Source organism: Pseudomonas sp. SORT22 (genome assembly GCF_018417635.1).
Classification (GTDB): Bacteria; Pseudomonadota; Gammaproteobacteria; order Pseudomonadales; family Pseudomonadaceae; genus Aquipseudomonas.
The window spans coordinates 5,446,659-5,466,837 of the sequence record NZ_CP071007.1 but is presented as its reverse complement, the minus strand read 5'-3'; the positions used below and the strand labels follow the sequence as shown (position 1 = coordinate 5,466,837).

Here is a 20,179-nt window from a genome sequence, read left to right as displayed (position 1 = left end):
GTTTATTCGCTTATTGATTGAGCCAACTAATTCAGTGGCGTTCTTAAAGTGGAAGAGATAATTCCAAGCTCCAGGATTGAGCAATATAACCTCTTCAATATAGAAAGCCCGTTATTTGCAGCGCTAACAATCGAAGCGGCACTCTCAAGACGGTATCAAATTCCAGGGCTGGATGGCCTCCTTGCACAGTGTGGTTTGTCGATGCTTCACTGCTTGAAACCCGAAGATCATGTGCGAATTCTCTCCCGGGTCAAAAGAGGCGAATGGCTACTGGTGACTAGTCGCCCTTTTCAACCGTTGAGCGGGATACCCATGTGTACGGTTGCGGACCCAGCCGGCCCACGTTCTCTCCTTGGGTTCTTCTCCAGCGAGCAAGAACTCCGAATGATTAAAAAGGGGCCTGGGAAATGGCGAACTATCAGCATCGACCTAGAGGGCGCGCGGAGCATTGTTGCCTTTCTGGCAAATCGCATAACCTCAATGGGGGATGAGGGGCGCCCTTTTTTGACAGAGGGTAAGGATTATGCAAATACCATGCGGACAGTAACGCAGCAGTGGGTTCCTTTGGAGCAACATGACCAGAGCTTTGCACCACGTTTGATCGTGCGCAGCTATGGTGAAATTCGTAAGATCAAGCAAATTTATGTCGAGGGGGAGGACCACTGGCAGGTAGTCGGAAAGTCTTGGCATTGGCGCCCTGTTGTTGCCGATACTGTCTACGAATATAAGGATGGTTTATTTTGAGCGGGGTGATCAAACGGCTCCCACGTATGATCCGGTGTTGGTGGGGTGGGATGGATGCATTTTTTATAGTCTTTTATGTCCAGGGTAGTCTTCGTGGCGGTCAGATCCCCTATTACACCGACGCCCAAACCATGATCGGGTTGCTTCAGGATCATGGCATGCTAGCCAAGTGGCTGGCGGGTATGAGCTTCACCTTGCATCTTTCGATCATTGTCAGCTGCTTGCTGTTGCTGGCGGGGCGAAAGTCGGGGGCTTATCTCGGTTTGCTACAGACTCCTTTTCGCCTGATGTTCATGGTGCCGTCCATTTCGATTCTATTGGTGTGGGCAAAGCTGTCGCCAGCCTACAGTCTCTGGCTCATGCTGGTTTTCGTCATTGCTTCCGAAGTCGTGAAGGCGGGTAGCCTGGGGTGGCTGGTACGTCATCAACGTGTGAAGTTTCTGGGCTAGATAGCATCGCGGGTCAAGCCCGCTCCTACGCTGTAGGAGCGGGCTTGACCCGCGATAGAGACGCTGCTGGCTATCAGCCGATAGTCATCAGGCTCGCGTTACCACCGGCAGCAGCAGTGTTGACGCTCAGTGCGCGCTCGATCACCAGGCGCTCCAGGGCAATCGCGGTTTCACCCGACGACAGGCCGTGAACACCGACGATGGCACCGGCGCGCTTGGCCACCTGCTCGCACACGGCGCGCAGTTGGTCGGAGTCGCCATGGTGGAGGACGGCGTCGAATACCACGTCATCCTTGTTCCAGTCGGCCACCAGTTGGATGCGCGCTTGCACTTCCTTCGGCAGGCGATTGCGCAGGGTCTTGCTCAGCTCGCCTTCCGGCCACACCGCCGAGCTGCCCACGGCCAGTACCGCCGCCAGTTGGGTCAGCAGGTCAGCTTCGACCTCGGCCAGGCACAGCACGTGCTCGCGCGGCAGGATGGTGTAGCTGTTGCGCTCGCCGGTCGGGCCCGCCAGCAGGCGGCTGATACCGCTTTGCGATTGCTGGGCGAACTGCTCGCACAGGCCGCTCAGGTCGTTCAGCTGATTGCTCGCCGCCCAGGCTTTGAGGGCTTGCAGCGGTTTGCTCAGGCTGTCGCGCAGGCGGGTGTCCGGGGCGTTTTCGCCGTCGGTGCGCTGGAACGACTGCTCGATGGCGCCCGCCGGGCGGGTCGACAGCAGGCGGTACAGGTACAGCGGGCCACCGGCTTTCGGGCCGGTACCGGACAGGCCTTCACCGCCGAATGGCTGCACGCCGACCACGGCGCCGACGATGTTGCGGTTGACGTAGACGTTACCGGCATTGACGTTGTCGATGACCTTGGCAATGGTTTCGTCGATCCGGGTGTGGACACCCAGGGTCAGGCCGTAGCCGGAGGCGTTGATCTGCTCGATCAACTGGTCGAGGTTCTTGCGGTTGTAGCGCACCACGTGCAGTACCGGGCCGAAGATCTCGCGCTGCAGTTCGTCGAAGCTTTCCAGTTCTATCAAGGTTGGCATCACGAAAGTGCCGCGCTTGATCTCTTCACCATCGGCGATTGCCATCTGGTACACGGTACGGCCTTTGTCGCGCATACCCTGGATGTGCTTCTCGATACCGGCCTTGGCTTCGGCGTCGATCACCGGGCCAATGTCCACGGCCAGGCGCTCGGGGTTGCCCAGGCGGCTTTCTGCCATGGCGCCCTTGAGCATTTCGATGACGCGGTCGGCAGAATCTTCCTGCAGGCACAGTACGCGCAGGGCCGAGCAACGCTGGCCAGCGCTGTCGAAGGCAGAAGATACGACGTCGATGACCACCTGTTCGGTGAGCGCCGAGGAGTCGACGATCATCGCGTTCTGGCCGCCGGTTTCGGCGATCAGCGGGATCGGACGGCCCTGGGCATCCAGGCGGCCGGCGATGTTGCGTTGCAGTAGGCGGGCGACTTCGGTAGAGCCGGTGAACATCACGCCTTTGACCCGATCGTCACCGACCAGGCGGGCGCCGACGGTTTCGCCGCGGCCCGGCAGCAGTTGCACTACGCCTTCGGGGATACCGGCTTCGAGCAGCAGGCGCACGGCCTGGGCGGCAACCAGCGGGGTCTGTTCGGCCGGCTTGGCCAGCACCGGGTTACCGGCGGCAAGTGCCGCGGCAACCTGGCCACTGAAGATCGCCAGGGGGAAGTTCCATGGGCTGATGCACACTACCGGACCCAGCGGGCGGTGAGCGTCGTTGCTGAAATCGTTGCGCGCCTGGACGGCGTAGTAACGCAGGAAGTCGACGGCTTCACGCACTTCGGCGATGGCGTTGGCGAAGGTCTTGCCGGCTTCGCGGGCGAGCAGGCCCATCAGCGGCTGGATCTCGGCTTCCATCAGGTCGGCGGCACGCTCCAGGATCGCGGCGCGTTCGGCCGGCGGGGTGGCCTGCCAGATCGGCGCGGCATTGAGCGCGCACTGGATGGCGTTGTCGACGTCAGTGACGTTGGCTTCCTGGACATGACCCACCACATCGCGCAGGTCAGCCGGGTTCAGCACCGGCGCCGCCGCTTCGTTGCTGGAAGCGCAAGCGAGCATCGGCGCGGCTTTCCAGTCGTTGTGGGCGCTGGCCAGCAGGGCGCAGGACAGCGAAGCCAGGCGGTGTTCGTTGGCCAGGTCGATACCGGCGGAGTTGGCCCGCTCGGTGCCATACAGGTCACGCGGCAGCGGAATGCGCGGGTGCGGCAGGCCGGTATTGCCTTCCTGGGTAGCCATCTGTTCGATGGTGGCGACCGGGTCGGCGACCAGTTCCTGGATCGAGATCGACTGGTCGGCAATACGGTTGACGAACGAGGTGTTGGCGCCGTTTTCCAGCAGGCGGCGAACCAGGTAGGCCAGCAGGGTTTCGTGGGTACCGACCGGGGCATACACGCGGCACGGACGGTTCAGCTTGCCATCGGCGACCTTGCCGACAACCTGCTCGTACAGCGGCTCGCCCATACCGTGCAGGCACTGGAATTCGTACTGGCCCGGGTAATAGTTCTGGCCGGCGATATGGTAGATGGCCGACAGGGTGTGTGCGTTGTGGGTGGCGAACTGCGGGTAGATGACTTCCGGCACCGACAGCAGTTTGCGTGCACAAGCAATGTAGGAAACGTCGGTGTACACCTTGCGGGTATACACCGGGTAGCCTTCCAGGCCTTCGACCTGGGCGCGCTTGATCTCGCTGTCCCAGTAAGCACCTTTTACCAGGCGGATCATCAGGCGATGGCGGCTGCGGCGGGCCAGGTCGATGACGTAGTCGATCACATACGGGCAGCGCTTCTGGTAGGCCTGGATGACGAAACCGATACCGTTCCAGCCGGTCAGTTGCGGCTCGAAGCACAGGCGCTCGAGCAGGTCCAGGGACAGCTCCAGGCGGTCGGCTTCCTCGGCGTCGATGTTCAGGCCGATGTCGTATTGCTTGGCCAGCAGGGTCAGCGACAGCAGGCGCGGGTACAGCTCGTCCATGACGCGCTCGTACTGGGCGCGGCTGTAGCGTGGGTGCAGGGCCGAGAGCTTGATCGAGATGCCCGGGCCTTCATAGATGCCGCGACCGTGGGAAGCCTTGCCGATCGAATGGATAGCCTGCTCGTAGGACGCCAGGTATTTCTGCGCGTCATGTTCGGTCAGCGCCGCTTCGCCGAGCATGTCGTAGGAATAACGGAAGCCTTTGGCTTCGAACTTGCTGGCGTTGGCCAGGGCTTCGGCGATGGTTTCGCCGGTCACGAACTGCTCGCCCATCAGGCGCATGGCCATGTCGACGCCCTTGCGGATCATCGGCTCGCCGCTCTTGCCGATGATGCGGCTGAGCGAAGAGGTGAGGCCGGATTCGTTGTGGGTCGAGACCAGTTTGCCGGTCAGTAGCAAGCCCCAGGTGGCGGCGTTGACGAACAGCGACGGGCTATTGCCCAGGTGCGGCTGCCAGTTGCCGGTGCTGATCTTGTCGCGGATCAGGGCGTCGCGGGTGCCTTTGTCGGGGATGCGCAGCAGGGCTTCGGCCAGGCACATCAGCGCCACGCCTTCCTGCGACGACAGGGAGAATTCCTGCAGCAGGCCCTGAACGATGCCGGCACGGCCGCCAGCGCTCTTCTGGTTACGCAGTTTTTCGGCGATGCCGGCGGCCAGCTTGTTGGTGGCTTCGGCCATGGCGGCCGGCAGGCGCGCCTGCTCCAGCAGCATCGGTACCACTTCCGGCTCAGGGCGGCGGTAGGCGGCGGTGATGGCCGAGCGCAAGACCGACTGCGGCAGGATGCTTTCGGCAAATTCTAGGAAGCATTGGTGGGCGTGGTCGGCCTGTACTTCACCGGCATCGTCGGCATGAATGCCGGGCTGACCGTTGAGTTCGGTCAGGGTGGCGCCACCCTCGAGCTTCTCCAGGTAATTGAAGATCGCTTGTTTGATCAACCAGTGCGGCGTGCGATCGATAGAGGTCGCAGCTGCTTTGAGTCGCTCACGGGTAGGGTCGTCGAGTTTGACCCCAAGGGTGGTCGTCGCCATTTCTTATCCTCATTATTGCCACAGGCTGTGGCTTAAGCTGGCGCCAAGATTAGCCGTGCGCGATTTTGGGTGCAACCTAGTGCAACCCAAAATATGCAGGAAAAAAGTGCTACTCGTCCGGAGGGTAAAACCACACAGCAAAAATGGCTGTTTGTGGTGCATTTTCTTCTGAAAACAGGTCTTCTTGCTCCAAAAGGGAGCAAAAACCTGCTGTTACGCAAAATTTCCGACGAGGTGCAACTTGATTGTAAAAACAGGTTGCACCCTCTTTGCGTTGTTGCATAGGATTCGCGGCCTGGGTGCAACCTCTTCGAGGCTGTCGCTACATAAAAACAAACGCCAGGGCGCAACAATGAGTGTAAGCAATCCAACCTTGATCACGTTCGTGATCTATATCGCGGCAATGGTGCTGATCGGCTTCATGGCCTATCGCTCTACCAACAACCTTTCCGACTATATTCTTGGCGGTCGCAGCCTCGGCAGCGTGGTTACCGCGCTTTCGGCCGGTGCTTCGGACATGAGTGGCTGGCTGTTGATGGGCCTGCCGGGCGCTATCTACATGTCGGGCCTGTCGGAAAGCTGGATCGCCATCGGCCTGATCATCGGTGCCTATCTGAACTGGCTGTTTGTTGCCGGCCGCCTGCGGGTGCAGACCGAGCACAACGGTGATGCGCTGACCCTGCCGGATTACTTCTCCAGCCGCTTCGAAGATAACAGCGGGCTGCTGCGGATCATCTCCGCCGTGGTGATCCTGGTGTTCTTCACCATCTATTGCGCCTCCGGCATCGTTGCCGGCGCCCGTCTGTTCGAAAGCACCTTCGGCATGTCCTACGAGACAGCGCTGTGGGCTGGTGCGGCGGCAACCATTGCCTACACCTTCGTTGGTGGTTTCCTGGCAGTGAGCTGGACCGACACCGTCCAGGCTACGCTGATGATCTTCGCCCTGATCCTGACCCCGGTTATCGTGTTGATCGCAACCGGCGGTCTTGACACCACCTTCGCTGCCATCGAGCTGAAGGACGCGGGCAACTTCGACATGCTCAAGGGCACCACTTTCATCGGCATTATCTCGCTGATGGGCTGGGGTCTGGGCTACTTCGGACAGCCGCACATCCTGGCGCGCTTCATGGCCGCTGACTCGGTCAAGTCGATCGCCAAGGCCCGTCGCATCTCCATGACCTGGATGATCCTCTGCCTGGTCGGTACTTGCGCTGTGGGCTTCTTCGGTATCGCCTACTTCTCGGCGCACCCTGAAGTCGCAGGCCCGGTCACCGAGAACCACGAGCGTGTGTTCATCGAGCTGGCCAAGATCCTCTTCAACCCATGGATTGCCGGTGTCCTGCTGTCGGCCATCCTGGCGGCTGTCATGAGTACCCTGAGCTGCCAGCTGCTGGTGTGCTCCAGTGCCCTGACCGAAGACTTCTACAAGACCTTCCTGCGCAAGGGTGCCTCGCAGCTGGAGCTGGTCTGGGTCGGTCGCGCCATGGTGCTGCTGGTGGCCGTGGTCGCCATCCTGATCGCCTCCAACCCTGAGAACCGCGTGCTGGGCCTGGTCAGCTACGCCTGGGCCGGCTTCGGTGCTGCCTTCGGTCCGGTGGTACTGATCTCGGTACTGTGGAAAGGCATGACCCGTGACGGCGCACTGGCCGGTATCCTGGTCGGTGCGATCACCGTGGTGGTGTGGAAGCACTTCTCCATCTGGGGCCTGTACGAAATCATCCCGGGCTTCATCCTCGGCGCCCTGGCGATCTACTTCGTCAGCCGGGCCGGCAGCCCGTCGAAGGCGATGGTTTCGCGCTTCGAAGCCGCCGACGAGGCGTTCAAGGCCGGTCATTGATCGACTGTTGAGCTTCGCCTGACCACGGCCCGGCCTCGCAAGAGTCTTGTGGGAGCGGGCCTTGTCCCGCGATCGAGCGCGAAGCGGTCGCAATTCAGGTAGCAGCAGGTGGGCTGGCGGCATTGGTCTCATCGCGGGGCAAGCCCGCTCCCACTGGGCTTGACCCGCGATGGCTGACATCGCGGGTCAAGCCGCATCTGCGCATCGCCGCTCCCCCTGTTGTGCATGACAAGGTAAACTGCGCGGTCTTGCAGGAGTTGCCATGAACTATCGTCACGCCTTCCACGCCGGCAACCACGCCGACGTCTTCAAACACCTTGTGCTGACCCGCCTCATCGCCTTGATGTCGCGCAAGGAGCAGCCGTTTGCCTACCTCGACACCCACGCAGGCTTGGGTCTTTACGACCTGCAGGGCGATCAGGCGACACGTACCGGCGAGTGGCTGGAAGGTATCGGCCGCCTCTGGGGGCGCGACGACCTGCCGGAAATCACCGCGGACTACCTGCGCATCCTGCGCAAGATGAACCCCGATGGCGAGCTGCGCTATTACCCGGGCTCCCCGGAACTGGCCCGACGCCTGGCCCGTCAGCAAGATCGCGTGCTGCTTAACGAGAAACACCCCGAAGACGGTCGCCTGCTCAAAGACAACATGAAGAAGGACCCGCGCGTTGCCGTGCACCTGGGCGAGGGCTGGCATGTGCCGCGGGCCTTGCTGCCGGTGCAGGAAAAGCGTGCGGTGATGCTCATCGACCCGCCGTTCGAGCAGGCCGACGAGCTCAAGCGTTGCACCCAGGCGATGAAAGAGACCATCAGTCGCATGCGCCAGACTGTCGCGGCCATCTGGTACCCGATCAAGGACCAGCGCCAGCTGGTGCGCTTCTACCAGGACCTGACCAGCACCGGCGCGCCTAAACTGCTGCGGGTCGAGCTGTATGTGCACCCGCAGGACAGCCCGCAGGGCCTCAACGGCTCGGGCCTGGCCATCGCCAACCCGCCATGGGGCCTGGAAGAAGAACTGCGCACGCTGTTGCCATGGCTGTCGCAGGTGCTGGCGCAGACTCAGGGCAGCTGGCGGATGGATTGGCTGATCGCCGAATAAGCGCGGCAAGCCCGCTCCCACACTTTGCGTTATAATCCCGCTCTTTGGCTGCCGCTCGGCCCACGTGCCAGCGCGCATATATACAGATTGAAGAGGCTAGACCCTTGGCATTGACGATTCTTGGCCTGTCCGGCGCCCTTAGTCATGACCCTTCCGCGGCCCTGTACATCGACGGCAAGCTGATTGCCGCCGCTGAAGAAGAGCGCTTCGTGCGCGATAAACATGCAAAGAACCGCATGCCCTACGAATCGGCGAAGTTCTGCCTGGAACAGGCCGGTATCAAGCCGTCCGACGTTGATGTGGTGGCGATTCCGTTCGCCCCGATCAGCCTGTTCGGCGAGGCTCGCTGGCACTACGCCAAGCGTTACTGGTACGCCCCGGACCGCGCCCTTGACGCGATCCTGATGGGCAACCGTCGCTACAAGCGTTACCGCAAGAAGATCGTCTGGTGCCTGGAGCAACTGGGCTTCGACCCGAAAAAGGTCAAGATCGAGCCGGTCGAGCACCACCTGGCCCACGCCTCCAGTGCCTACCACTGCTCCGGTTTCAAAGAGAAAACCGCGATCCTCGGTATCGACGGTAAGGGCGAATACGCCACGACCTTCTTTGGCTACGGCGAAAACGGCAAGATCCACAAGATCAAGGAATTCTTCGATCCGGACTCCCTCGGTGGCCTGTACGGCGCGATCACCGAGTTCCTCGGTTTCGAAATGCTCGATGGCGAGTTCAAGGTCATGGGCATGGCGCCTTACGGCGACGCCAGCAAGTACGATTTCTCGCGCCTGGCCTCGTTCGAAAACGGCGAGCTGGTGATCAACACCGACTACGCCAACGTCATCGGCCTGCGTCGTTATAAAGAGAAGGGCAAGGGTTTCTACTTCTCGCCAAAACTGATCGAGTGGCTGGGCCCGAAACGCGAAGGCGACATCGCCGACGAGCCGTACATCCACTACGCCGCGAGCATGCAGGCGCTGTTCGAGAAGCTCGCCCTGCAGATGATCGACCACTACCTGGGCGACATCCTCAAGGAGACCGGCAAACTGGCCTTCGCTGGCGGCTGCGCGCTTAACGTCAAGCTCAACCAGAAGATCATTGCTCGCCCTGACCTCAAGGAACTGTTCGTCCAGCCGGCTTCCGGCGACGCCGGCACCGCGGTCGGAGCTGCTGCTTATGTGTCCCACGCCCGTGGTGTACCGGTTGAGAAGATGGAACACGTCTACCTCGGCCCTGCGTACTCCAACGAAGACGTGATCGCCGCCTGTGCCCGTCATCCGAGCCAGCCAAAATGGCGCAAGCTGGAGAACATGCCCGAGCAGATCGCCAAGATCATGGTCGACGGCAACCCGGTGGCCTGGTTCCAGGGCCGCATGGAGTTCGGCCCGCGTGCCCTCGGCGGTCGTTCGATCATCGGTTGCCCGAGCGTGGAAGGCGTTGCCGACCGCATCAACCACCAGATCAAGTTCCGCGAGCGCTGGAGGCCTTTCTGCCCGTCGATGCTCGACACCGTCGCGCCGCAGATGATCAAGATCGATCACCCGGCGCCGTTCATGACCTTCACCTTCGAAGTGGCTGAAGAGTGGAAGACCCGCGTGCCGGAAGTCGTCCACGAGGACGGCACCTCGCGCGCCCAGGTGCTCAAGCGCGAGTACAACCCGCGCTACTACGACATGATGAAGGCGCTGGAGACCCTGACCGGCAACGGCGTGTCGCTGAATACTTCGCTCAACCGTCGTGGCGAGCCGATGATCTGCTCGCCGACCGATGCGCTGAACATGTTCTTCGGCTCGGACCTGCAGTACCTGATCATGGAAGACATCCTGGTGGTCAAGGACGGCGCGGACACTTATGACGTCCAGGGCTGAAAAACGCGTCCTGCAGTTCTGTCATGGTTATGACGGTCCGTTCCTGGACTGTGCGCGCCAGTACGCCAGCCTGTTCGACGGTAGCGGCTACAAGGTCACGACGGTGTTCCTGACCGGCGCTGCCGACCCTCAGGTCGCGGCCGGCTGCGCCTCGGACGAGGTGATCTTCCTCGAGTTCAGCTCCAAGGCCATTCGTGGTCTTAAGCTGGGGGCGATCCGCGCCTTGCGGCGGATCGTCGCCAGCCGCCAGTTCAGCTTCTGCATCGCGCACCGCTTCAAGCCGATCTATATCGCCTTGCTCGGCAGCAACTTGCCAGTGATCGGCGTGCACCACGCCTTCGGTGACTACCTGCGCCGCAGCCGCCAGCTGTTTGCCAACCTGTTCAGCAAACGCCTGAGCCTGCTCGGTGTTTCTGACGCAGTGCGCGACGACATGCGCAAATGCCTGCGCAAGTGGCCGGCCGAGCGTATCCAGACCCTCTACAACCGCATCGACATCGAGGCGCTGCAGGCCAGCCAGGTGCCCGCCGCGCAGGCGCGCGAGGCGTTGGGCCTGGACCCGCAAGCGTGGATCGTCGGCAACGTCGGCCGCCTGCATCCAGACAAAGACCAGGCCACCTTGCTGCGTGGTTTCGCCCAGGCCTTGCCGCAACTGCCGGCCGGCGCTCGCCTGGCCATTCTTGGCAAGGGTCGCCTGGAGCAGCAACTCAAAGAGCAGGCCGCCGAACTGGGAATCGCCGCGCACGTGGATTTTCTCGGTCAGGTGCCTGACGCTCGTCGCTACTTTCGTGCTTTTGACGCCTTCGCCTTGAGCTCCGACCATGAGCCGTTCGGCATGGTCCTGCTCGAAGCCATGGTCGCCGGCGTGCCGCTACTGGCTACGGCCTGCGGCGGTGCGGTCGAGGTGGTCGAGGGTGTCGGCATCCTCTTCCCGCTGGGCGACGCCGAGCGTCTTGGGCAAGGTTTGCAGCACCTGGCCGCACTGGATGCCGGGCAGCGCCAGGAGTGCGCCGGGCGCATGCTTGAGCGTTTGCGTGAGCGCTTCTCCGATGCCGCAGTGCGCGAGGCCTTCTGGCAACTGCCGCACGTTCGTGCCCTGACAGCGGAGGCTTGATGCTCAACCATATTCAAGGCTGGCGCGAGCGCGGCTGGACGCAGATCGATGCGCCAACCTACGCCCTGGCCTGGGAAAAGTTTGGCGGCAGTGTCGCCACCCATCCACTGGTTGTTGAGCAGCTGGCTGACCTGGCGCAGATCCCGGTGCGTTACCTGGGCTGGGAGCAAAACGGCGAGCTCAAGGCTGCGATTCCCACCTGGGGTCGCTACCTGGCGCTGTCCAAAGATATGCTTAAGCGTCAGGGCAAAAAAGGCCTGTACGACCTGGGCAATGCCGAGCTGATCCTGCCCGCCGCTGCCGATGCCCAGGCGCCGCTGCGTCATGCCGGGCGTTATCTGTCCGAGCTCAACCAGGGCCGTTTTGCCAACCTCAAGGCGCAGGCCGAATTGCTGGCCATGGCGCGTACGCCGGAAGACCTGTCGAAGAAGTTTCGCTACAACCAGCGCCGTGAACTGCGCCTGCTGGAAGAGGCGGGCGGCCAGGTGCGGCCGGTCACGGATTTTTCCAGTAGCGAACTTGCGGCGATCTACTGCGACCTGTTCCAGCGCCGCTGGGAGTTTCCGGCTACTGGCGCCGAGCGCATGGCCGAGGTGATCGAGCGCCTGCGCGAGCTGTTGATCGGTTCGGTGCTGTTTCTTGACGATGCGCCGATTGCCATCCAGCTGGTTTATCGGGTCGAAGCGCCAGCGTGGATCAGCGTCGAGTACATCAACGGTGGTGTCGATCCGCAAACCAAGGCTTTCAGCCCCGGTAGCGTGCTGAGCTTCCTCAATACCCAGGCTGCCTGGGAAGATGCCCGTACGCGTAACAAACCCTTGCGGTTCTCCTTCGGCCGTGCCGATCGCGAGTACAAGGACCGTTGGTGCAACCCCGTGCCGGTGTTTCAGGTGTGAGCCGCAAGCAGCAGTTGCTCAAGCGCCACCGGCGCAACAAGCGCCTCGGGCTGCTGATCGGCTTGTTGGTGCTGCTTGCCCTGGGGTTTTTTGTCCAGTGGTGGTTGCCGCTGCTGCTGTTGCCGCTGTTGTGGGTCGCCCACGAGGCGTGGTTTGCCGACCATCTGTTCTACTCTCCGGCTGAAGACTATCAGTATCAGTTCCCGTCAGACTGTGTGGCGCATTCGGTCGGACTGGTCGATGGAATTGTGCGCCTGGAATCGCCGCTGCAGCTTGGTGCTGAGCAGACGGTGATTCTTCAGGTGCACCTGAAAAGCAATTGGCTGGGGCGGTTCCTTGATCCTGCGGTAAGCCTGGGCAGTGACGACGTTCAGACGTTCGAGCGGGGCGTGAACGGCCTGCGTTACCTGAACCTCACCGGGCTGGCCGAGCCGTTGATGGCTGGACAGTTGCGCCTGCGTGGACGCCACTGCCGCCTGGTGGGCGAGGCAACGCTATGGGTTGCGCCACAGGCCGATCTTCGCCAGCGCCGGGTCATGGTCATCGCGCCCCATGCCGATGATGCCGAGCTCGCAGCCTTTGGCTTCTACAGCCAGGCCGAGGAGACCTGGGTGGTGACCTTGACTGCCGGTGAAATCGAAGCCGAACACTACCAGCAAATGGGCCTGGAAAAGGCTGAGGCTGCGCGCCTGAAAGGCCGTTTACGAGCCTGGGACAGCATCGCTGTGCCGCGTTGGGCCGGGGTGCCCGAGTCTCGCTGCGTGCAGCTGGGGTATTTCTGCTTGCAACTCCCGGCCATGCAGGCCGCGCCTGCAGAGCCAATGGCTTCGCGCGAGGCCGGGCTTGCCGATACCCGCCTGTTTCGCCAGTTCAACCCGCTGACCCTGCCGGGTGATGAAGACGGCGCGCCAACCTGGAACAACCTGCTGGCCGATCTGCGTGCACTGTTGCTCAGGGCCCGGCCGCAGGTGCTGGTGATGCCGCACCCGACCCTCGATCCGCACCCTGATCATATCTGCGCCCAAGCTGCTGTGCTCGAAGCGCTGCAAGGCCTTGAGTGGCAGCCTGAAACCCTGCTGTGCTATGCCAATCACCTGCATGACAACGACCGCTGGCCCATGGGTGATAGCGGTGCAGGCATTGCTTTGCCGCCGCAACTGCAAGCAGCCCAGGCCTGGTCTCCCTACTGCCTGGTGCTGGGCCTGCCCGCCCAGCGCGACAAAGCCATGGCCCTGGGCATGATGCACGACCTGCAGCCGCCTGCGCCGTTCAAGCGCCGCCTGCGCCGCCTGCTGCAACGCTGGCTGGCCGGGCGTCGTCCTTCGCCCTATGGCGAGAACGAATTCTTTCGCAAGGCTGTGCGTCGACACGAATTGTTCTGGCGTCGTGAGCTCTGATCACGATGCTACAAGATTGAAAGCTGTGGCCTGAGCGCCGCAAGGAAGACAATGAAAGTTCTATTTCTGGTGCAGAAAGAACAACGGGCGATCCTCGACCGTTTGTATGACGGCGTTGCTGCGCACAGCGACTGCGACCTGCGCTGGCTGAGCAGTGACGAGCAGCGCAACCTGCGCCGCTACTTCCGCCGCGAAGTCGACGTCGACAAGTACGACCGGATCGTGTTTTTCCTGCGCTTCAAGCAAGAGATTCGCCAGGTCGGTTTCATTCGTACGGTGCCCAATCTGGTCATCCTCGAACATGATGCCTACCAGAACTACATCCCCTGCAAGTACACCGGCAAGTTCAGCGCCCATTACCGCCAACTGCCTTGGGCGCGGGTCATCAGTTCCGGTTACATGGTCAGTGAGCGCCTGCGTCAGGAGGGTTTCGATGCCGAGTTCGTACCCAAGGGCTACGACCAGCAGCTGTTGGCCGACCAGGGTCGTGAACGGGATATCGAGCTGGCTTTTGTCGGCAGCACCAACAGCGTTGCCTACAGTGGCCGCAAGGCGTTGCTCGATGAATTGGCGCAGGTGGAAAACCTGCTGGTAACCCGTACCAAGTCCGGTGAAGAGTATTGCGACACGCTCAACCGCATCCGTTTTTTTGTTAGCGCGGATGTCGGCATGGGCGAATACATGATCAAGAATTTCGAGGCGATGGCCTGTGGCTGCGTTTTGCTGGCCTTTGACCAGGGTGAGGCGGAAAATCGCGCCCTGGGTTTGAAAGACATGCATAACGTGGTGCTCTATGACAGCATTGCCCAGTTGCAAGAGAAGCTGAAAGTATTGCGTGCCGACCCCGGGCTGGTCGAGCGTATCGGCAACAACGGCCGTGATCTGGCCGTCTCGCAATTCAGCTTCGCCCAGGTAGGTCGTAGCATCGTGGAAAAAATGCAGCCACCTCTTCGTCCCCGTCCAGCCCTGACCGGCTGGCAACGCTTGCGTTTGAGACTGGGCATATGAGCCGGCTGTCCTGAAACCAGGCAAGTAGTCTCGAACATTTGAATACAGTTTATGGGGAGGGAGTCCGGTGCGATTCTGCCAAGATAGCGACGTAACACTGGTTGTCACCAGTTGCGGACGCTTCGATTTGCTAAAACTTACGCTGGAAAGCTTTGACCGCTTCAATACCGCGCCTATCCGTGAAGTGTTCATCACCGAAGATTCGGGAGATGACGCTGTTCACCAGGCTGTGCCCGAGCATTGGAAGCCGCACTGCAAGGTCTTCGTCAATCGTCCGAAACTGGGTCAGCTGGCCTCGATCGATCTCGCTTACAGCCATGTAAAAACCTCTTACATCTTCCATTGTGAAGATGACTGGGAGTTCTACCGTCCTGGCTTCGTCGAAGACTCGCAAGCGATCCTGGCGGTCAGCCCTGAGCTGCTTCAGGTCTGGTTGCGCAGTTATGTCTATGACCTGAAGTTGCATAGCCCCTACATCCACCTTGGTGAGCGCCAGGTGATTGCCGGTGTGCCCTGCTACCCGTTGTTGTCGGACAAGCCTGAGTGGCAGAGTTTTTCTCTGAACCCGGGGTTGCGCCGTTTGAGCGATTATCAGCGCTGTGCGCCGTTCGCCGCCTATGCTGGTGAAAAGGCACTGTCAAAGCGCTATGCAGAATTGAACCTGACCGGCGTGAGCCTGGAAGGTGATGCCGTGTTGCATACCGGCTTCGGCATGCACGTCAGCCTGCCTGAAGAGCGTCAGCGCAAAGCACGCCGGCGTCAGCGCGAGCGGGTCAAGCTGGCAGCTGCCTTGTTGATCGGTTTGGCAGTGGGAGTGGCTATTGGCTTTCTTGCGAATTGATTCAACTGGCTTGCCAGTGATCCAGTCCGATACAAGGGGTACATCCCCGTGAATATCGTCAACATTATGTGGGCTGGCGGTTCGCCGTATGTCTCGGTGCACAAGGTGCATCAACAAATTCTGTCCCAGGCCGGGCCTGGGGCGAAAATCAGCAGTTGGCTGCTGCAGGGGCAGGGTGCCTGCTATGGCGGTGAGTCAACGCGCGAGTGGCATTTGTCCCATCGCCTGCTCAAGGGGCGGCATGTCTGGCGCGCATTGCGTCCCTGGTTGCGGGGGCGGTTTCGCGATGCGCTGGAACAAGCCAATGCTCAGGTGCTGTTGCTTGACGGGTTGGGCGTGTCGCGCTTGATACTGCCGCTGCTCAAGGTCATGCCGAACTTGCGGGCCACCGTCGTGTTTCATGGCAAGACCCGCCTGCGCCGGGCCGATATTGCCTTGTTGCGCGCTTTTCCTGCCTCTCGGCTGACGTTTGTCGCCGTCTCACAAACCCTTGCCGATGCATTGGCGCAAGACCTCGGGGTGCCGGTGCAGGTGTTGCGTACCGCCCTTGAACCAGATGGCTTTCGTCGCAACTTGCTAGGCCGGCAACAGGCACGTCAGGCGCTGGGGCTCGCGGAGCACGGCGTACGTGTCCTGGGCGCAGTCGGCCGGTTGGTCGATAGCAAGGGTTTTGACTACTTGCTCGATGCCTTTGCCCAGGCTGCTCGGCAGCAAGCTGATCTGCGCCTGGTGATCCTCGGTGAGGGCGGCTTGCGCTCACAGTTGCAGGCGCGGATCCAGGCGCTTGATCTGGCTCAGAAAGTCTCGATGCCAGGGCACTGTGTCGGGCTGGAAAAGCTCTACAGGGCATTTGACTGGCTGTTGATTCCTTCGCACTCCGAAGGGTTGGGCCTGGTGCTGCAAGAGGCGGTAATGGCCGATGTGCCTGTCCTGTGCAGCGAGTTGCCGGTGTTTCGCGAGCAGTTGGGAATCGCAGGCTACTATGCGCCGGCGGGTGATGTCGGCGCCTGGAGCAACGCGATTGCCGCGTGCTCGGATCTTCAGGCAAGCACTGTTGCCAACGCTCAATACCAGGCCCTGCAGCCCGAGCAGGCCTGGCAACGCTTCAGTCAGGCTTCCAGGGCGTTACTGGGTAGGGCCTGAGTTCTTTACGGCAGCAGTGCGCGCTCAAGCTCAGCCAGGGGAAACTGGTCAGCCAACTGTTCCCGGGCAATGTACCGGGCAAAATGTTGCACGTTGCGTCGAATCATTCGGCTGGACAACGGGGCTCGCAGGAAACGCATGTCGGCGACATCGATCAAGCCAAGTTGCTGCTCAGGGGTAACAACAATGTTGCCAAGGTGCAGTGAGCGGAAGTAAATACCCGCCTGATGCAGCTGGCGCACCAGTCCGATCAGATCCGGAAGGCGTTCCTGCCAGCTGAAACCGGGCTCGCGAGACAGCTGGCTCAAGGTTTTGCCGGGCAGTGGACGGTACAGTACCGCCGTCATTCCAGGTGCGTCCAGCTTGTAGTACTCCAGCACTTCAAGCGTAGGAATTCCCTTTTTCTTTAGCATCACCGCGTTATCGATAAAGCGTCGGGAGTAAGGTCGCAGCAGCGCAGAAGAAATTAACCGCTTGCGCCTGAAGAGCTTGAGGATATTGCCGTCTGTTAACAGGTAGACTTTAGCGCCGTAGCTGTCGGCCTCCAGTATCTGGGCACCAAGCGTCAGCTGATTGAAGTCGACTTGGGGGAGCCGGGAACATTGCATGGTAGGGGCCTTGTTAGCGGGCAAGCAAAATGACCGGCAATAATGCCGAAAAGTTCAGGGTTGCACCATGCCGGTGTTGTTGAATCAATGGGGAAGTGCATGATGTATTCGAGGCGCTGGGCGCAGGCCTGGCTGGCAATTGGCTTTTTCTGGTTTTTGGTGGGCATTGCCCTGGCGCCAAGCAACAAGCTTTACCAGCAAGGGCTGGTTGCGTTTCTGTGGCTGCCTACGCTGGTCATGCTGTGGTCTGCCCGCGCATTGCTGGTCGAGCTTTGGCATGCACAAAAGGCACTGTGCCTGGCGTTGCTGCTGATGCTCGGCTGGACCGCTTTGAGCTTGTCGTGGGCCGCCACAGAGGAGCCCGGGCGTGAACTCAAGCGCCTGCTGTACATAGCGGTATTCCTGCTGTTCTTCCCCCTGTTGGCCCAACTCGGGGAGCAGCGCATTCGCCTGCTGATGCTTCTGGGTGGGGCGGGGCTGGCTATCGGTGCCGTATTGTCGATCGTGCAGTTTTATCTGGTCCGCGGCGAGGAGTGGGCATCCAGGCTGTATGGCATCGGTGAAATTTCCCACCCAATCCTTGGTTCTTACGTCATCGGCGCAGCGATTGTCTGGATGATCCATTGGCCAGTTAAACAACGCCTGATGCAGTTGCTCTGGGGTGTTGCCCTGCTCTGCCTGGGGGCATTCGTGTTGTTGTGCCAGAGTCGTGGTGCGGCCTTGGGCTTGCTGATCACGATGCTGGCCATGCCGCTCTGGTGCCGTGACCGCAGAAGCCGGGTGATTGCTGCAACAGCGCTGGTAGGCGCTGCCATTGGTTTTGCGCTGTTGTACTCGCTGGTCATGTACCGGGGGGCGTCCTACCGGCCGGAGATCTTCGAGGTAAGCCTGCAGATGATCGGTGAGCATCCCTGGACCGGCCTGGGCCTGGGGTCGTTCTACTCCATCAGCGCCGCCGGTATGCAGTTCGACCACACCCACAACATGTTCACCCACATTGCCATCGAACTGGGTATCCCCGGCATGCTGTTGTGGCTGGCGGTGTGGCTGTGCACTTTGCGCGAAATCTGGAAAACCCGCGATACAACCTTTGGCAAAGGTCTGATGGGCCTGTGGTTGTTCTCGACCCTGGCCATGCAGTTCGACGCCGCAAGCCTGACCGGCACCCCGCGTGCCGAGTGGTTCATCAGCTGGCTGCCGGTCGGCCTGGCCACTGTCCTGGTCTGGGTACGTGCCCGGGCACCAGGCTGTGATAAAATTTCCGGTTCTATCTGAACAGCGAGCTCGACGATGGCCGAAACACCGCGAGAGGCGGAGCAGAGCTCCAGCCTGAAAATCTACTTCCGGCTGCTGAGCTACGTGAAGCCGTATATCGGCATTTTTCTGCTGAGTATCATCGGCTTCGTGATCTTTGCCTCGACCCAGCCGATGCTGGCCGGCATCCTCAAGTACTTCGTCGATGGCTTGAGCAACCCGCAGGCGGTGTTGTTCCCCAACGTGCCGTATCTCAAGGACCTGCAACTGCTGCAGGCCGTGCCGCTGCTGATCGTGCTGATCGCCGCCTGGCAGGGTCTGGGCTCGTTCCTGGGCAACTACTTCCTGGCCAAGGTTTCCCTGGGTCTGGTTCACGACCTGCGGGTCGAGTTGTTCAACAAGCTGCTGGTGCTGCCCAACCGCTACTTTGACAGCCACAATTCCGGCCACCTGATTTCGCGCATCACCTTCAATGTGACCATGGTCACCGGTGCTGCGACCGATGCCATCAAGGTGGTGATCCGCGAAGGCCTGACTGTGGTCTTCCTGTTCATCTACCTGCTGTGGATGAACTGGAAGCTGACCCTGGTGATGCTGGCGATCCTGCCGATCATCGCCGTGATGGTCGGTACCGCGAGCAAGAAATTCCGCAAGCAGAGCAAGAAGATCCAGGTGGCCATGGGCGATGTCACCCATGTCGCCTCGGAAACCATCCAGGGCTACCGCGTGGTGCGCAGCTTCGGTGGCGAGAGCTACGAGCAGCAACGCTTTGCCAACGCCAGCCAGAGCAACACCGACAAGCAGCTGCGCATGACCAAGACCGGCGCGGTGTACACGCCGATGCTGCAACTGGTGATCTACACCGCCATGGCGGCATTGATGTTCCTGGTGCTGTTCCTGCGCGGCGAGGCTACTGCCGGTGACCTGGTAGCCTACATTACCGCAGCGGGCCTGTTGCCCAAGCCGATTCGGCAGTTGTCGGAGGTTAGCTCGACCATCCAGAAAGGCCTGGCCGGTGCCGAAAGCATCTTCGAGCAACTGGACGAGGCGCCGGAGGTCGACAGCGGCACCGTCGAGCTGGACCGTGTGGTCGGGCGTCTCGAGGTGCGCAACCTGAACTTTACCTATCCGGGTACTGACCGCCAGGTGCTGACCGATATTTCCTTTACCGCAGAGCCCGGGCAGATGATCGCCCTGGTGGGGCGTTCAGGTAGCGGCAAGTCGACCCTGGCGGCACTGATACCACGCTTCTATCACCACGATGACGGACAGATCCTCCTCGACGGCGTGGAGATCGAGAACTACCGCCTGCGCAACCTGCGCAAGCACGTCGCCCAGGTGACCCAGCACGTGACCCTGTTCAACGACACCGTGGCCAACAACATCGCCTATGGCGACTTGGCCGGGGCGCCGCGGGCCGAGATCGAAGCCGCTGCCGCCGATGCCTATGCCAAGGAGTTCGTCGAGCAGTTGCCGCAAGGCTTCGACACCCAGGTCGGTGAAAACGGCGTGCTGCTCTCCGGTGGCCAGCGCCAGCGCCTGGCGATTGCCCGGGCGTTGCTCAAGAATGCGCCATTGCTGATTCTCGACGAGGCCACGTCGGCCCTGGATACCGAGTCCGAGCGACACATCCAGGCCGCCCTGGATCATGTGATGAAAGGCCGCACCACCCTGGTGATCGCCCACCGGCTGTCGACCATCGAGAAGGCCGACATGATCCTGGTCATGGACCAGGGCAAGCTGGTCGAGCGTGGCACCCATACCGAGCTGCTGGCAGCCAACGGCTTTTATGCCAGGCTGCACGCCATGGGCCTGGACGAGCCGGCCAAGGTCGATATCACCTGAGTCAACCGCGCCGGGGCCTTGTGCCCCGGCAGCGTTTCCCTGGAATGCCTGGCAA

14 protein-coding genes and 2 pseudogenes are annotated in these 20,179 nt (G+C 61.1%); 14 read left to right on the top strand and 2 right to left on the bottom strand.

The features are described from left to right. The first annotated feature begins 48 nt into the window (after positions 1-48). Both JYG36_RS25060 and JYG36_RS25055 read left to right on the top strand, forming a co-directional pair. Positions 49-744 carry a hypothetical protein gene (locus tag JYG36_RS25060; RefSeq protein WP_213602645.1) on the top strand — a complete coding sequence of 232 codons (696 nt, stop codon included), beginning with the start codon at positions 49-51 and terminating at the stop codon, positions 742-744. A 50-nt stretch (positions 745-794) separates the two neighbouring features. Continuing rightward, entirely contained in the window at positions 795-1,193 is a 399-nt protein-coding gene (locus JYG36_RS25055; RefSeq protein ID WP_213602644.1) for a hypothetical protein, read from the top strand. 73 nt (positions 1,194-1,266) lie between these two features. Here JYG36_RS25055 and putA read toward each other — a convergent pair whose 3' ends face one another. Next, positions 1,267-5,220 (bottom strand): trifunctional transcriptional regulator/proline dehydrogenase/L-glutamate gamma-semialdehyde dehydrogenase, encoded by a 3,954-nt coding sequence (putA, locus tag JYG36_RS25050; RefSeq protein ID WP_213602642.1) that lies wholly within the window; start codon positions 5,218-5,220, stop codon positions 1,267-1,269. Positions 5,221-5,572: 352 nt separating this feature from the next. Here putA and putP point away from each other — a divergent pair, with 352 nt between their 5' ends. From putP to JYG36_RS25005, 10 genes and pseudogenes are all read left to right on the top strand, one after another. Beyond that, positions 5,573-7,057: a sodium/proline symporter PutP gene (gene putP / locus JYG36_RS25045; RefSeq protein ID WP_045193789.1), complete on the top strand. Its 1,485-nt coding sequence runs from the start codon at positions 5,573-5,575 to the stop codon at positions 7,055-7,057. 262 nt (positions 7,058-7,319) lie between these two features. Next, the gene (locus JYG36_RS25040; RefSeq protein WP_045193787.1) at positions 7,320-8,156 is read left to right on the top strand and encodes a 23S rRNA (adenine(2030)-N(6))-methyltransferase RlmJ; all 837 of its coding nucleotides are present in this window, start codon (positions 7,320-7,322) and stop codon (positions 8,154-8,156) included. 104 nt (positions 8,157-8,260) lie between these two features. Further along, positions 8,261-10,018, top strand: a complete 1,758-nt coding sequence (locus JYG36_RS25035; protein WP_038997493.1) for a carbamoyltransferase family protein — start codon at positions 8,261-8,263, stop codon at positions 10,016-10,018. Next, positions 10,002-11,132, top strand: a complete 1,131-nt coding sequence (locus JYG36_RS25030; RefSeq protein ID WP_213602640.1) for a glycosyltransferase — start codon at positions 10,002-10,004, stop codon at positions 11,130-11,132. Before JYG36_RS25035 ends, JYG36_RS25030 begins: the two co-directional genes overlap by 17 nt. Further along, positions 11,132-12,028, top strand: a complete 897-nt coding sequence (locus tag JYG36_RS25025; protein WP_213602638.1) for an antimicrobial resistance protein Mig-14 — start codon at positions 11,132-11,134, stop codon at positions 12,026-12,028. Before JYG36_RS25030 ends, JYG36_RS25025 begins: the two co-directional genes overlap by 1 nt. After that, positions 12,025-12,232, top strand: a pseudogene (locus JYG36_RS26930) (PIG-L family deacetylase); the annotation flags it as partial. The gene JYG36_RS25025 and the pseudogene JYG36_RS26930, both read left to right, overlap by 4 nt. A gap of 98 nt (positions 12,233-12,330) precedes the next feature. Further along, positions 12,331-13,425 (top strand): annotated as a pseudogene (locus JYG36_RS25020) (PIG-L deacetylase family protein); the annotation flags it as partial. Between the two features lie 51 nt (positions 13,426-13,476). Next, positions 13,477-14,433 (top strand): glycosyltransferase family protein, encoded by a 957-nt coding sequence (locus tag JYG36_RS25015; RefSeq protein WP_045193782.1) that lies wholly within the window; start codon positions 13,477-13,479, stop codon positions 14,431-14,433. Positions 14,434-14,500: 67 nt separating this feature from the next. Continuing rightward, positions 14,501-15,274, top strand: a complete 774-nt coding sequence (locus tag JYG36_RS25010) for a glycosyltransferase family 2 protein (RefSeq protein WP_093376811.1) — start codon at positions 14,501-14,503, stop codon at positions 15,272-15,274. 48 nt (positions 15,275-15,322) lie between these two features. After that, positions 15,323-16,417: a glycosyltransferase gene (locus JYG36_RS25005; RefSeq protein WP_093376807.1), complete on the top strand. Its 1,095-nt coding sequence runs from the start codon at positions 15,323-15,325 to the stop codon at positions 16,415-16,417. A gap of 5 nt (positions 16,418-16,422) precedes the next feature. Here the strand turns inward: JYG36_RS25005 and JYG36_RS25000 are convergent, their stop codons facing one another. Then, entirely contained in the window at positions 16,423-17,025 is a 603-nt protein-coding gene (locus JYG36_RS25000; RefSeq protein ID WP_093376803.1) for a BUD32 family EKC/KEOPS complex subunit, read from the bottom strand. A gap of 99 nt (positions 17,026-17,124) precedes the next feature. Between JYG36_RS25000 and JYG36_RS24995 the strand changes: the two genes are divergently transcribed. Continuing rightward, positions 17,125-18,300, top strand: a complete 1,176-nt coding sequence (locus JYG36_RS24995) for an O-antigen ligase family protein (RefSeq protein WP_213602637.1) — start codon at positions 17,125-17,127, stop codon at positions 18,298-18,300. 15 nt (positions 18,301-18,315) lie between these two features. Next, a complete protein-coding gene (msbA, locus tag JYG36_RS24990; protein WP_045193777.1) occupies positions 18,316-20,124 on the top strand; it encodes a lipid A export permease/ATP-binding protein MsbA in 1,809 nt (602 codons plus the stop codon). Positions 20,125-20,179 lie beyond the last annotated feature (55 nt).

Coding starts and splice junctions, on each gene's coding strand:
- JYG36_RS25030 (WP_213602640.1), top strand. CDS start 10,002: ATGACGTCCAGGGCTGAAAAACGCGTCCTGCAGTTCTGTCATGGTTAT.
- putP (WP_045193789.1), top strand. CDS start 5,573: ATGAGTGTAAGCAATCCAACCTTGATCACGTTCGTGATCTATATCGCG.
- putA (WP_213602642.1), bottom strand. CDS start 5,220: ATGGCGACGACCACCCTTGGGGTCAAACTCGACGACCCTACCCGTGAG.
- JYG36_RS25000 (WP_093376803.1), bottom strand. CDS start 17,025: ATGCAATGTTCCCGGCTCCCCCAAGTCGACTTCAATCAGCTGACGCTT.
- JYG36_RS25040 (WP_045193787.1), top strand. CDS start 7,320: ATGAACTATCGTCACGCCTTCCACGCCGGCAACCACGCCGACGTCTTC.
- JYG36_RS24995 (WP_213602637.1), top strand. CDS start 17,125: ATGATGTATTCGAGGCGCTGGGCGCAGGCCTGGCTGGCAATTGGCTTT.
- JYG36_RS25055 (WP_213602644.1), top strand. CDS start 795: ATGGATGCATTTTTTATAGTCTTTTATGTCCAGGGTAGTCTTCGTGGC.
- msbA (WP_045193777.1), top strand. CDS start 18,316: ATGGCCGAAACACCGCGAGAGGCGGAGCAGAGCTCCAGCCTGAAAATC.
- JYG36_RS25025 (WP_213602638.1), top strand. CDS start 11,132: ATGCTCAACCATATTCAAGGCTGGCGCGAGCGCGGCTGGACGCAGATC.
- JYG36_RS25015 (WP_045193782.1), top strand. CDS start 13,477: ATGAAAGTTCTATTTCTGGTGCAGAAAGAACAACGGGCGATCCTCGAC.